General features: G+C 59.4%; 13 protein-coding genes and 1 tRNA gene. 3 read left to right on the forward strand and 11 right to left on the reverse strand.

What is annotated here, in order from left to right:
* Positions 1-67: 67 nt before the first annotated feature.
* Entirely contained in the window at positions 68-2,830 is a 2,763-nt protein-coding gene (secA, locus tag RS694_RS16080) for a preprotein translocase subunit SecA (RefSeq protein ID WP_029707416.1), read from the reverse strand.
* A gap of 142 nt (positions 2,831-2,972) precedes the next feature.
* Positions 2,973-3,980, reverse strand: coding sequence for a M23 family metallopeptidase (locus RS694_RS16085; protein ID WP_037247204.1), 1,008 nt, complete (start codon positions 3,978-3,980; stop codon positions 2,973-2,975).
* A 28-nt stretch (positions 3,981-4,008) separates the two neighbouring features.
* Here RS694_RS16085 and RS694_RS16090 point away from each other — a divergent pair, with 28 nt between their 5' ends.
* On the forward strand, positions 4,009-4,323 hold the full coding sequence (locus RS694_RS16090; RefSeq protein WP_029707414.1) for a hypothetical protein: 315 nt from the start codon (positions 4,009-4,011) through the stop codon (positions 4,321-4,323).
* Positions 4,324-4,345: 22 nt separating this feature from the next.
* Here RS694_RS16090 and RS694_RS16095 read toward each other — a convergent pair.
* The 6 genes from RS694_RS16095 to petA form a co-directional block, all read right to left on the reverse strand.
* Positions 4,346-4,421, reverse strand: a tRNA-Thr gene (locus RS694_RS16095).
* Positions 4,422-4,449: 28 nt separating this feature from the next.
* Positions 4,450-4,920: a ClpXP protease specificity-enhancing factor gene (locus RS694_RS16100; RefSeq protein WP_029707413.1), complete on the reverse strand. Its 471-nt coding sequence runs from the start codon at positions 4,918-4,920 to the stop codon at positions 4,450-4,452.
* Between the two features lie 14 nt (positions 4,921-4,934).
* Positions 4,935-5,546 (reverse strand): glutathione S-transferase N-terminal domain-containing protein, encoded by a 612-nt coding sequence (locus RS694_RS16105; RefSeq protein WP_029707412.1) that lies wholly within the window; start codon positions 5,544-5,546, stop codon positions 4,935-4,937.
* A gap of 101 nt (positions 5,547-5,647) precedes the next feature.
* On the reverse strand, positions 5,648-6,403 hold the full coding sequence (locus RS694_RS16110) for a cytochrome c1 (RefSeq protein WP_029707411.1): 756 nt from the start codon (positions 6,401-6,403) through the stop codon (positions 5,648-5,650).
* A gap of 18 nt (positions 6,404-6,421) precedes the next feature.
* Positions 6,422-7,834 (reverse strand): cytochrome b, encoded by a 1,413-nt coding sequence (locus tag RS694_RS16115; RefSeq protein ID WP_029707410.1) that lies wholly within the window; start codon positions 7,832-7,834, stop codon positions 6,422-6,424.
* Between the two features lie 11 nt (positions 7,835-7,845).
* Complete coding sequence (petA, locus tag RS694_RS16120; protein WP_029707409.1) at positions 7,846-8,460, reverse strand: ubiquinol-cytochrome c reductase iron-sulfur subunit; 615 nt, start codon at positions 8,458-8,460, stop codon at positions 7,846-7,848.
* A 155-nt stretch (positions 8,461-8,615) separates the two neighbouring features.
* On the opposite strand from petA, the gene mscL reads away from it, so the two are divergent.
* On the forward strand, positions 8,616-9,044 hold the full coding sequence (gene mscL / locus RS694_RS16125; protein ID WP_029707408.1) for a large conductance mechanosensitive channel protein MscL: 429 nt from the start codon (positions 8,616-8,618) through the stop codon (positions 9,042-9,044).
* Positions 9,045-9,288: 244 nt separating this feature from the next.
* Here mscL and pdxA read toward each other — a convergent pair whose 3' ends face one another.
* Genes pdxA through RS694_RS16140 form a run of 3 tightly spaced genes read right to left on the reverse strand, consistent with a single transcriptional unit; the run spans position 9,289 to position 11,487 of the window.
* Complete coding sequence (pdxA, locus tag RS694_RS16130) at positions 9,289-10,341, reverse strand: 4-hydroxythreonine-4-phosphate dehydrogenase PdxA (protein ID WP_029707407.1); 1,053 nt, start codon at positions 10,339-10,341, stop codon at positions 9,289-9,291.
* Between the two features lies 1 nt (position 10,342).
* Positions 10,343-11,098, reverse strand: a complete 756-nt coding sequence (locus RS694_RS16135; RefSeq protein ID WP_029707405.1) for a Nif3-like dinuclear metal center hexameric protein — start codon at positions 11,096-11,098, stop codon at positions 10,343-10,345.
* Entirely contained in the window at positions 11,095-11,487 is a 393-nt protein-coding gene (locus RS694_RS16140) for a hypothetical protein (RefSeq protein WP_076069824.1), read from the reverse strand. Before RS694_RS16140 ends, RS694_RS16135 begins: the two co-directional genes overlap by 4 nt.
* A 64-nt stretch (positions 11,488-11,551) precedes the next feature.
* On the opposite strand from RS694_RS16140, the gene RS694_RS16145 reads away from it, so the two are divergent.
* Positions 11,552-12,697 (forward strand): S1C family serine protease, encoded by a 1,146-nt coding sequence (locus RS694_RS16145; RefSeq protein ID WP_029707402.1) that lies wholly within the window; start codon positions 11,552-11,554, stop codon positions 12,695-12,697.
* Positions 12,698-12,802: the final 105 nt, after the last annotated feature.

Consider the following 12,802-nt stretch of genomic DNA (forward strand, 5'->3'; position numbering starts at 1 on the left):
GCCTCTAGGGAGGCATGCGCCCCCTTGGGGGGCAGCGAAAAAATGTGAGCTTGGGGGTACATGGATTTCAGGCCAACTTGCCGTGGCAGTGTTTGTACTTCTTGCCGCTGCCACAAGGACAGGCATCGTTGCGCCCCACACGGGCCAGTTGCGACGCGGGTGCAGATGCGCCGCGCACTGTACCTTCGTCGAGCGTGGTTTCCACTTCGCCAGTCTCGGTCGGCGCGCTGTAGGTCACATTGGCAATACTCTCGCCACGGCTTTCCATGGCTTCGGCAGCCTCTTCCAACTGCGCACTGGACTGGATCTTCACCGTCATCAGCACCTTGGTAACGTCGTTCTTTACCGAGTCGAGCAATTGCCCAAACAGCTCGAAAGCCTCGCGTTTGTACTCTTGTTTAGGCTGCTTTTGTGCGTAGCCCCGCAGGTGAATACCCTGGCGCAAGTAGTCCAGCGCGCTCAGGTGATCGCGCCAATGGCTGTCAATGCTTTGCAGCAGCACCATGCGTTCAAACTGCGTAAAGTTCGCCTCACCGACCTGCTCCACCTTGTTTTTGAACAGCGTGTCAGCTGCCGCAGTCACCGTGGTCAATAGATCGTCGTCAGTAATGGCGCTGGCTTCACTCACCTGCTTTTGCAGGTCGAGTTCCATTTGCCAGTCATCTGCCAAGGCCTTTTGCAAGGTCGGCACATCCCACTGCTCTTCTACCGATTCGGCGGGAATGTATTGGCGCACCAAATCATGAAAGCAGCCTTCGCGCAAGGATGCAATCTGTGCGCTCAGGTCCTGCGCATCCAGAATGGCATTGCGCTGCTGGTAAATCACCTTGCGCTGGTCGTTGGACACATCGTCGTACTCCAGCAACTGCTTGCGCATGTCGAAATTGCGCGCTTCCACTTTGCGCTGTGCGCTCTCAATGCTGCGGGTCACAATGCCAGCTTCAATGGCTTCACCATCCGGCATCTTGAGGCGATCCATGATGGCCTTGACGCGGTCACCCGCGAAGATGCGCATCAAGGCATCGTCCAGGCTCAGGTAGAAGCGTGACGAGCCAGGGTCACCCTGACGGCCAGAACGGCCGCGCAACTGGTTGTCGATACGGCGGGATTCATGGCGCTCGGTGGCGATGATGCGCAGGCCGCCCAACGCCTTGATTTGCTCATGGTCTTGGGTCCACTGCGTGCGCGCTTCGGCAATCTTGACTTGCTTGGCAGCTGCATCCAGGGATTCATCGGCTTCTATCGCCTCGATAATTTTTTCGACATTACCACCCAGCACGATATCGGTTCCCCGACCGGCCATATTCGTGGCAATGGTGATCATCTTGGCGCGACCCGCTTGCGCGACGATGTCGGCTTCGCGCGCATGCTGCTTGGCGTTGAGCACCTGGTGCGGCAGTTTTTCCTTGTCGAGCAACTGCGCAATGATTTCCGAATTCTCAATCGACGTGGTGCCCACCAACACGGGCTGACCGCGCTCGTAACATTCACGAATGTCCTTGATGGCGGCTTCGTACTTCTCACGTGTGGTCTTGTAGACGCGATCCAATTGGTCTTCGCGCAGGCTCTTGCGGTTTGGCGGAATGACCACGGTTTCCAGGCCATAAATTTCCTGGAACTCATAGGCCTCGGTATCGGCCGTACCGGTCATGCCACCCAGCTTGCCGTACAGGCGGAAGTAGTTCTGGAAGGTGATGGAGGCCAGTGTCTGGTTCTCGGCCTGGATCTGCACGCCTTCCTTGGCTTCCACCGCCTGGTGCAGACCATCGCTCCAACGACGACCTGTCATCAGGCGTCCCGTGAATTCATCCACGATCACGATCTCACCCTGCTGCACCACATAGTGTTGGTCACGGTGGTACAGGTGGTTGGCACGCAGCGCTGCGTACAGATGGTGCATAAGCGTGATATTGGCTGGGTCGTACAAGGACGAGCCGGCAGGAATCAGGCCCAGTTCAGCGAAGATCTGCTCAGCGCTTTCATGCCCTTGCTCGGTCAGAAAGACCTGGTGGCTTTTTTCGTCCAGCGTGAAGTCACCGGGCTTGGTCACGCCCTCACCCGTGCGGGGGTCGGCTTCACCTTCTTGCTTCACCAGCTTGGGAATGGCCTTATTGATGGCGATGTACAAGTCGGTGTGGTCTTCGGCCTGACCGCTGATGATCAGGGGCGTGCGCGCCTCGTCGATCAGGATCGAGTCAACCTCATCGACGATCGCGAAGTTCAGTCCGCGTTGCACACGGTCTGCCACCTCGTACACCATGTTGTCGCGCAGATAGTCAAAACCGTATTCATTATTGGTGCCATAGGTGATGTCGGCGTTGTAGGCAGCTTGCTTGTCTTCTCGCGGTGCTTGTGGCAAATTGATACCCACGGTCAAACCGAGGAAGTTGTACAAACGCCCCATCCACTGCGCATCGCGGCTGGCCAGGTAATCATTGACGGTAACAACGTGCACACCCTTTCCGGTCAGGGCATTCAGGTACACGGGCAATGTCGCGGTCAGGGTCTTGCCCTCTCCGGTACGCATCTCGGAAATCTTGCCGTTGTGCAAGGATATGCCACCCAACAACTGCACATCAAAGTGGCGCATCTTCATGACACGCTTGGAGCCCTCGCGCACCACCGCAAACGCTTCGGGCAAGATTGCATCCAGCGTTTCACCCTTGGCAACACGCTCCTTGAACTCCTGCGTCTTGGCGCGCAAACCGTCATCGGTCAACTGCTCAAACTGGGGTTCCAGGGCGTTGATGCGCGCAACGGCTGTACGGTACTGTTTCAGCAGGCGGTCATTGCGACTGCCAAAGATTTTGGTAAGGATATTGATGGCCATGCAAGCAAGACTGGCCTGGCCCCCACTATCGGGGAACAGAACAGCGCAGTCCTTTTTCTAATCAGGGTGAAATGGGGCCGCTTCAGGGAAACACAAGCCGTGAAGCCCATGTGTCCATGCTGAACCAACCAAACCACTGATTTTAGCGTTGCGCGGCGGGCTGTCCGGCCGATGCGGCCATTTGGGGAACGGGCGCCGAAGTTACAGCAGGGGTGACCTTTGCGACCTGAGGTGCGGATGGGAGGTTGCGCCCCGCGTTGAGGAACTTCTGGGGATCCTGAGGCACCCCTTGCACCAGAACCTCGAAATGCAAATGCGGGCCAGTGGAACGCCCGGTGGTACCCACTTCCGCAATCTTCTGGCCCCGCTTGATCAGATCGCCCTTTTTGACAAACACCCGCGAGGTGTGGGCGTAACGGGAAATCAGGTCATTGCCATGGTCGATTTCAATCATATTGCCGTATTGGGGGTGGAACTCCTGGGTCACCACCACACCGCCAGCTGCAGAAAAAATCGCGGTACCCGTATCTGCCGGAAAATCCAGCCCGGTATGCAAAGCAGACTTTCCGGTAATCGGATCAATGCGCCAGCCAAAGACAGACCCCAGATTGCCGCCTTGCACCGGCAATTGGGTGGGCACCATCATTTTCTTGATTTTCTGCTCGAAGAGGCGCGACTCCATAACCGTCATCAGATCGGCCCGTTGTCCGGCCAGTTCATCGAGGTCGTTCAGCGTGGCTTGCAGCTCTTCCATGCTCAGGTCACGTCCCGACACCAAGGCACCGCCTTGTCCTGGTTTGATCTTGATATCTGCGGGGTTGATGCCGGCCAAACCGGAAACCCGTTCGCCCAAAGACTCCAGTTGCAGCATCTTGGCCTGCATCTCGCCAAGCTTCTTGGCCATGACTTCGATGTTTTCGCGCATGAAGCGGTCACGCTGGGCAAACTCATCCTTGACCACCAGCTTGACCAGAGAACCAATGATGGGCCAGCCTTCGCGTGCGCCTTTGAGGAAAACCCAGTGGTACATGCCCAGCGACACCAGCATCAGTACCAAAGACAAGCCCAACAGGGCCGCAACCAGTTTGGTGCCACTTAAGTGGAAGGCCCTGCTCTTCGCGAGCCAGGCATCCGTGATAATCAACTGCATCGCATTCACCTTTCACGTCTCTTGGGCCATGAACCGCCGCAACCACGCCATCACGCTGTTACAGGCCACACAAGAATCGCCTACGTTGGCGCGCTTGGCTGAGCTTGCCACAGACTCTTCGGCGCGCCTCAAAGCAGTGGAGACCCTTATCCCCAGCAGCCTGCGCAAGGCCGTCAAGGCCGGTCCTATCGAGGGTGGCGTCTGGTGCCTGATTCTGGACAACAACGCCGTTGCAGCCAAAATCCGCCAACTCCTGCCCTCCATGGAATCGCATCTACGCTCCAAGGGATGGGAGGTTAGCGCAATTCGGCTTAAGGTTCAAATGTCGCACAGCGCCGGTTAAGAAGACGCTGGGGACGGAAAAATGGTGCCGCTTGTCGGATTCGAACTGACGACCTACCGCTTACAAGGCGGTTGCTCTACCAACTGAGCTAAAGCGGCACGGGCTGGATTCTACCTCAGCAAAAGCTCACTTTATGCGAGTGAGCGAAGGTCGTGCTCCGCTGGGAGGGCGTGGTGTGTCTGGCCCATTGTCTTCAGCGGGCGTTTCCACACTGGTCAACACCGTCACCTTGGCTTCACTGGCCGGTGTTTCTTCAGGTGCGTCGCCCGATGTCGCCAGCATGGGAAAGGCCATTCCCTGGCCGTTCTCACGCGCATAGATAGCCAGCACCCGGTCCACGGGCACCAGAATATCCCGCGCCACGCCACCGAAGCGCCCTTTGAACTCGATGAAATCATTGCCCAGTTGCAATGCGCTGGTCGCATCGAAACTGATGTTGAGCACGATTTCACCGTCCTTCACATACTCATTGGGCACACGCACCCGCTCATCCACCAGAACGGCGATGAACGGCGTGAACCCGTTGTCGGTGCACCATTCGTACAACGCACGAATGAGATAGGGGCGCGTAGAGCTGGAATCTTTGGCGTCAATCATGGCAACAACAGGGCTTACTTGCGCATGACCTTTTCGGAAGGCGTCAGCGCTTCAATGTAGGCAGGGCGCGAGAAGATGCGTTCTGCATATTTGAGCAGCGGAGCAGCGTTCTTGCTCAGATCGATGCCGTAGTAGTCCAGGCGCCACAGCAGAGGGGCAATCGCCACATCCAGCATGGAGAAGTTGTCGCCCAGCATGTACTTGTTCTTGAGGAACACAGGGGCCAATTGTGTCAAACGATCACGGATGTGTGAACGGGCTTTTTCCAGCGCCTTCTCGTTGCCCTTGGAAGCACGGGCTTCGAGCGTGGATACGTGGACAAACAGCTCCTTCTCGAAATTCAGCAGGAACAGGCGTACACGGGCGCGGTCGACCGGGTCACCGGGCATCAATTGGGGATGCGGGAAACGCTCGTCGATGTACTCGTTGATGATGTTGGATTCGTACAGAATCAAGTCGCGCTCGACCAGAATCGGCACTTGCCCGTAAGGGTTCATCACGCTGATGTCTTCGGGCTTGTTGTACAGGTCCACATCACGGATTTCGAAGTCCATGCCCTTTTCAAAGAGCACAAAGCGGCAGCGGTGGGAAAAAGGGCAGGTTGTTCCTGAATACAGCACCATCATGGCGGGAGACTCCTAAAAAATGAAAAAGAGTGGGTCGCCTTGGCAAACCCACTCTGACACCATCACGCAAGGCCTTTACGACCCGTGCGACAGCACGCGACTTACTTGACGTCTTTCCAGAACGCCGCATTCAGGCGCCACGCAAACAGCGTCAGCACCGAGAGGAACAACAACACCCACACACCCACGCGAACACGGGTGTTCTGTGCGGGCTCACCCATCCACTGCAAGTAATTCACCAGATCACCCACAGCCTGGTCGTATTGGGTGGGTGTCATCGTGCCGGGTGTCACTTGTTGCCAGCCCTTGAAGACATGCACTTCGTGGCCATGCTCTTCGACCGTGTCGTACACCGGCACGCGCTTGCCTTGCAATTCCCACAAAGCGTGGGGCATGCCTACGCTGGGGAACACCAGGTTGTTCCAACCCGTGGCCTTGGTTTCGTCAGGGTAGTAGGTACGCAAGTAGGTGTACAGGTAGTCGGCACCCGAACCACCGGCTCCTGCACGCGAGCGGGCAATCACGGTCAGATCAGGAGGATTGGCACCGAACCATTCTTTGGCCTGCTTGGGATCAATCGCCGCCTTCATGGTTTCACCCACTTTTTCGGTGGTGAACAGCAGGTTGTCCTTGATCTGTTGGTCGGTCAGACCAATGTCTTTCAGGCGGTTGAAGCGCATGAACGCCGCAGAGTGGCAGTTCAGGCAGTAGTTTACAAACAGCTTGGCACCGTTTTGCAGGGATGCCAAATCGTTGGTCTTGGAAGGCGCCTTGTCCAGGGGGTGGCCGCCGCCCGAAGCATGGGCACCGGCTACGAAGCCCAGAGCCGCCACGAGAGTAATGATGATTTTTTTCATGTCAGTCGTCTCCTGCGCTCAGTGGGCCGCAAAGTTCACACGCGCGGGAACTGGTTTGGACGCACCCAACGCACTCCACCAAGGCATCAATAGGAAGAAACCGAAGTAGAACAAGGTTCCAACTTGCGAGACACGCTCTCCCAGAGCGGATGGTGCCTGTACGCCCAGGTAGGCCAGGACCACAAAGTTGATGACAAAAATGCCATACAGGTATTTGTGCCAGTCAGGGCGATAACGGATGGACTTGACCGGGCTGTAGTCCAGCCAAGGCAGGAAGAACAGGATGATCACAGCGCCGCCCATCACCACCACGCCCCAGAATTTGGCATCGATATTGAGCATCAGCACAGTGGCCACCACGGCGGCACCAGCGATCACCGCCTTGAAAAGGGTCGGCATCTTGAACTTGTAGATGCTGAATGCAGCAGCGCCGAGTACACAGGCAATCAACGCATACATCATCTCGCTGGTGATGGCACGCAGCATCGAGTAGTACGGCGTGAAATACCAGACCGGCGCGATGTGCGCAGGCGTCTTCAGCGGATCAGCCGGGATGAAGTTGTTGTACTCCAGGAAGTAACCACCCATCTCAGGCGCAAAGAAGATGATGGCGGTAAAGACCATCAGGAACATGCTCACGGCGAAGATGTCATGCACCGTGTAGTAGGGGTGGAAAGGCACGCCGTCCAGCGGATGGCCTGCTGCATCGCGGGGGGCGTTGGGACCCTTGATTTCGATACCGTCGGGGTTGTTGGAACCCACGTCGTGCAGCGCCAGCAAGTGCGCCACCACCAAGCCCAACAGGACCAGCGGTACGGCAATCACGTGGAAGCTGAAGAAGCGGTTCAACGTGGCGTCACCCACCACGTAGTCGCCACGGATCAGCAAAGCCAGATCAGGACCAACGAAAGGAATCGCGGCAAACAGGTTCACGATCACTTGGGCGCCCCAGTAGGACATCTGGCCCCAAGGCAACAGGTAACCCATGAAGGCTTCAGCCATCAGGCACAGGAAGATCGCGCAGCCAAAGATCCAGACCAGTTCGCGTGGTTTGCGGTAGCTGCCGTAAATGAGGCCGCGGAACATGTGCAGGTAAACCACCACAAAAAACGCGGAAGCACCCGTGGAGTGCATGTAGCGAATCAGCCAACCCCATGGCACATCACGCATGATGTATTCCACCGAACCGAATGCCAAGGCGGCATCGGGCTTGTAGTGCATGACCAGGAAAATGCCGGTCACGATCTGGATCACCAGCACCAGCAGGGCCAGCGAACCGAAGATGTACCAGAAGTTGAAGTTCTTCGGAGCGTAGTACTCCGACATATGGACCTTGTACGCATCGAAGGCGGTGGGGAACCGGTTTTCAAACCAGTTCGTCACCTTTTCGCTAGCCGAGGCGTTGGGAGAGATTTCCTTGAATTCAGCCATATTGTTCTTCCTCAGGCTTTCTTGTCTTCGCCGATCAGCAGCTTGCTGTCAGACAGGTACATGTGCGGTGGCACTTCCAGATTGTCCGGAGCGGGCTTGTTCTTGAAGACGCGGCCAGCCATATCAAAGGTGGAGCCGTGGCACGGGCACAGGAAGCCGCCCTTCCAGTCGTCCGGCAGGGACGGCTGGGCGCCAAGCTGGAATTTGTCGGAAGGCGAGCAACCCAGGTGCGAGCAGATACCCACAGCCACAAAAAATTCGGGCTTGATGGAACGTCCCTCATTGCGGGCGTACTCGGGGGTCAGTTCACTGGGTTTGCGCTCAGACTTGGGGTCTGCGAGTTGACCATCCAGGTTCGGCAGTGCTGCGACCTGCTCAGGCGTACGCCGCACGATCCAGACCGGCTTGCCGCGCCATTCAACCGTGATTTTTTCACCGGGCTTGATCTCCCCGATATCTACTTCCACGGCAGCACCGGCGGCCTTGGCGCGCTCGGAAGGCTGGAAAGTGCTCACAAAGGGGATGGCGGTTGCGACACCGCCCACTGCACCAGCGCAGCCGGAAGCAATCAACCAAGTCCGTTTGCTGGCGTCGATCTTTTTGGTGTCGACAGGGGTTTCACTCATGAGAATCCTCAATGAACATCGCTAGGAGGGGTAAGCGAAGGATTGTAGCTGACGCCCACACCCGAATTCAACGCTCCCGGGCCCTGGTGTCTGCTCGACCAGGCCGGATTTGTGGACAATGGGGGCCATTTTTCAACCAAGCAAGGCAGGTCACGATGGGAATGTTGCAAGAATTCAAGGATTTCGCGGTCAAGGGCAATGTGATCGATCTGGCCGTCGGTGTCATTATTGGCGGCGCGTTTGGCAAGATCGTCGACTCGGTCGTGGCCGACCTGATCATGCCGCTGGTGGGCGCCGTGATCGGAAAGCTGGACTTTTCCAACCTTTACGTGGTGCTTGGCAACGTCCCACCCGGCACAGAGGCCACGCTGGCCGCCCTCAAGAAGGCGGGCGTGCCCGTGTTTGCCTATGGCAACTTCATCACCGTGGGCGTGAACTTTGCGATTCTGGCTTTCATCATCTTCCTGATGGTCAAGCAGATCAACAAGCTGAAGAAAGAGGCTCCGGCCCCCGAAGCGCCACCCGTTGTCACGCCCGAAGACGTGCTACTGCTGCGCGAAATTCGCGACAGTCTGAAGAAGTAACCCCCACGCTCCGCCCACGCACGGCTTAAGGCCGTGCATGGCCTATTGCCACAACGTGAGCGCATCTGCGGCCACAGATGCGTGAGCGGGTCGCTGCCCCCCCCATGGGGGCTAATTTGGCTTCGCCGCTCTTCGAGAACCCTTGGGGCGGCCCGGCGGGAAATTGCCAGCGGCTGGGGCGCGCCAGTTGCTATTGATTTAGTAGCTGCTTGCGCACTACCTACGCGGGCTACAGCCCCTTTTTTCATATATTTTCGATGCCACAGAGCTGGCGTGCCATGCGAATGGCCGCCAACAGGCTGGACGCGTCGGCGCGGCCAGTACCGGCAATGTCAAACGCGGTGCCGTGGTCCGGGCTGGTGCGCACCAGCGGCAGGCCCAGCGTCACATTGACACCCTGCTCCACCCCCAGGTACTTCACTGGGATCAGCCCCTGGTCGTGGTACATCGCCACCACCACGTCAAATTCACCGGGCTTGGCAGGCGTGTTGCGCGCGCGCATGAACACCGTGTCGGGTGCATAGGGGCCAAACACCTGACTGCCCTGTGCGCGGGCGGCATCCATCGCCGGAACGATGGTGTCCAGCTCCTCGCGGCCAAACAGGCCGCCCTCCCCCGCATGGGGGTTGAGCCCCGCCACCGCGATACGCGGTGCACGGCCCAGCACTGCGGCCAAAGCCGTGTGGGTGATCAACAGGGTTTGCAAGACGTTGTCCAACGTCACCGCAGCCAGCGCATCGCGCAACGACATATGGATGCTCACCAGTACGGTACGTAGCTCGTCATTGGCCAGCATCATGCGCACCGGCACATCCGCCACCGCCTTGCCCAGATGCCGCGCCGCCGCGTCCTGCAGCATTTCGGTGTGGCCCGGAAAACGGTCGTAGGGTGCGCCTGCCGCCGACAACGCCTCCTTGTGCAACGGCGCGGTGACCAGAGCCGCCACCTCGCCGCGCAGGGCCGCGTCGGCCGCCCACAGCACGCAACGCCCGGCAAACTCGCCCGCCTCTTTGCTGACCTGGCCCATGGCCACGGGCGCCAAGGCGGCGCCGACCTGGAGCACCGGGATGCAACGGGGCGGAACGTCAAGCGCTTCGTCGGGTGATGCTATCTGCGCTACCGGCAACGGCGGATGCCCGGCACTGGCCAGCAAAGCCGCTGCACGCCGCATGGCCTGCACGTCACCGGCCACAAAACAACCGCGCACGTCTTCCGGTTGCGCCGCAAAACACTTGGCAATGATTTCCGGGCCTATGCCAGCGGCATCCCCCAAAGTAATGGCAATGGGACGCAGCATGTCAGGCGGGGTTATCAATGTCAATGAACTGGTGCTCCAGCCCCAACTGCACAGCGGCATGCGCGGCAACGGCCTGCGCGCCATACCGCTCAGTAGCATGGTGACCGCAGGCCAGGTACGCCACGCCGCATTCGCGGGCGTAGTGGGCTTGTGGCTCCGAAATTTCACCGGTGATGAAGGCATCCACACCGGCGGCAATCGCGTCTTCAAAATACCCCTGTGCGCCGCCCGTGCACCAGCCCACGCGGCGTACCGGGCCGGGTTTGCCGGGCACCAGCACCACGGCGTGGCCCAGTGTGGTCTCCGCGTGACGGGCCAAAGCCTGCGCATCGGCAAACGGTCCGTTCAGTGGCGCGCCGGTCCAGCCCAGTTGCTGCTCTCCAAAACGACCATCGGCCTGCAGACCGAGCTGCACACCGAGTTGCGCGTTGTTACCCAGTTCGGCGTGCGCGTCCAGCGGCAGGTGGTACGCAAACAGATTGATGTTGTGCGCCAGCAGGGGCGCGAGGCGCTGGCGCATCCAGCCAGTGACCCGGCCGTCGTGGCCGCGCCAGAACAGGCCGTGGTGTACGAGGATGGCGTCCGCGTTCGCGGCGATGGCGGCTTCAATCAGCGCCAGGCTGGCGGTGACGCCGGAGACGATTTTGCGCACCTGCGCCCGCCCTTCGACCTGCAGGCCGTTGGGGCAGTAGTCCTTGAAACGCTCGGGCTGCAGCAGCGTATCCAGCAGGGTGTGAAGGTCTTGGCGGTCGGTCATGGAACGGTAGGTTCAGAGGGTGCCCGCATTGTCGTTGAAGCCACAGGCTCAGGCACGATGCTGCAGTCACAACCTGTGCCCGCCGCAATCCAGCGGCGCGCGAGTTTTGCCAGGCCCCAAGCCAGAGGTTGCGCCAACCAGCGCAGGAGCGCAGGCAATGCTGCGCGCAATACGGCGGCAGGCTCTGCTAAGGCCCCGCAGCGGTAGATGCTCTCTGTCTCGCTCCAGCGCAAGGCATCACAGGCCCCACTGCGCCGCCCGGACAACACCACGCCCAACGGGCAGGGCTCTGCCAGGCAACACACACCGCAGCCGTTGCATGGCGCAGCCACGGGCGGCTTGGGTGGCGCCAGTGGCTGGATATGGATGATTTGGGACGTTGAGGCCATGCAGCCCCCAATGTACTGCGCCGCCCCAGCGCCTCGATCGACCGCAGCCCTACAATTTGCACCTATGAAACGTCTCTGGCTGCTTTTTTCCCAAACCGCTACTGTATTGCTGGCGGCTTATTTTGTGGTTGCCACGCTCAAGCCCCAGTGGCTGGGCCACGGCCCTTCCATGGAGGGGGCCATCGCGCTGTTTGAGGCCCCGGCCGGCAAGCCCGGTGAAGTACCGCCCGGCAGTTTCCGCCAGGCCGCACAAAAGGCCTCGGCCGCCGTGGTCAGCATCAACACCAGCAAGGCCGCGCGCAAAAACCCCAATGCCAACGACCCCTGGTTCAAGTTTTTCTACGGTGACCAGGGCAACGAAGCCCAGGGCGGCCTGGGCAGTGGCGTGATCGTGAGCCCCAGCGGTTACATCCTGACCAACAACCACGTGATTGAAGGCGCCGACGAAATCGAAGTCGTCCTCAACGACGGCCGCCACGCGCCCGCCAAGGTGATTGGCACCGACCCCGACAGCGACCTCGCCGTGCTCAAGATCGACCTGGACAAGCTGCCCATCATGGTGCTGGGCAACTCCGACAACCTGGAAGTGGGCGACCAGGTGCTGGCCATCGGCAACCCGTTTGGCGTGGGCCAGACGGTTACCAGCGGCATCGTCAGCGCCATGGGGCGCAACCAACTGGGCATCAACACCTTTGAGAACTTCATCCAGACCGACGCGGCCATCAACCCCGGCAACTCGGGCGGCGCGCTGGTAGACATCAACGGCAACCTGCTGGGCATCAACACCGCGATCTATTCCCGCTCAGGTGGCAGCATGGGCATTGGTTTTGCGATTCCCGTGGCCACGGCCAAGATGGTGCTGGACGGCATTGTGAAAGACGGTCAGGTCACGCGCGGCTGGATTGGCGTGGAGCCCAACGACCTGTCGCCCGAACTGGCCGAGACCTTTGACGTGAAAGCCAAAGAAGGCGTGATCATCACCGGCGTGCTGCAAAACGGCCCGGCGGCCAAGGCAGGCATCCGCCCTGGCGACGTGATTGTGGGCATCGCCGATCAGCCCGTCACCGATGTCACACAACTGCTGTCCCGCGTGGCAGCGCTCAAGCCGGGAACGGCCTCGCGCTTCACGCTGGAACGCAAAAACCAGAAGCTGGAACTGGACGTGACCCCCGGCGTGCGCCCCAAACCACGGCCCATGCTGCAGCAATAACTGCTACCGCAGTTGCTATTGTTTCAGGAGCTGCCTGTGCACATGGCGTGCGGGCTGCAGGCACTTTTCATCACCATTTGAAACACCACTCCGGCTAGGCCGTGG

The sequence above is a fragment of the Rhodoferax saidenbachensis genome, assembly GCF_001955715.1.
In the GTDB taxonomy this organism is placed as follows: Bacteria; Pseudomonadota; Gammaproteobacteria; order Burkholderiales; family Burkholderiaceae_C; genus Allorhodoferax; species Allorhodoferax saidenbachensis.